Source organism: Rhodococcus sp. IC4_135 (assembly GCF_011602025.1).
GTDB classification, from domain to species: Bacteria; Actinomycetota; Actinomycetes; order Mycobacteriales; family Mycobacteriaceae; genus Rhodococcus_F; species Rhodococcus_F baikonurensis.
Genome location: NZ_JAAOLG010000168.1, coordinates 1 through 255, shown reverse-complemented (window position 1 = coordinate 255; position 255 = coordinate 1). Strand labels below are relative to the sequence as shown.

Annotated in this window: 1 pseudogene; it reads right to left on the bottom strand. The window is 66.7% G+C overall.

What is annotated here, in order from left to right:
* Positions 1–255 (bottom strand): annotated as a pseudogene (locus tag G8767_RS36705) (AraC family transcriptional regulator); the annotation flags it as partial.

Genomic DNA, 255 nt, shown 5'->3' with positions numbered 1-255 from the left:
GGGCGCGCACGAAGCGTTCGAACTCGACGACGATCGGGTCCTCGTGCCGGAGATGTTCGTAGGCGACGAAGGCCGCCTGCGACGGACGCTCGTCGATGATGAGGAGCTTGGCGACATGTTGGGCCAGGTCGGGGCTGATCGATCGCACGAGTGAGAGCGCGAGGTCGATGTGGGCGAACGCGGCGCCGGCGGTGACGAGGTTCCCGTCGACCACGACCATGGTGTCGAGATCGAGGGCGACGGTCGGATAGCGCT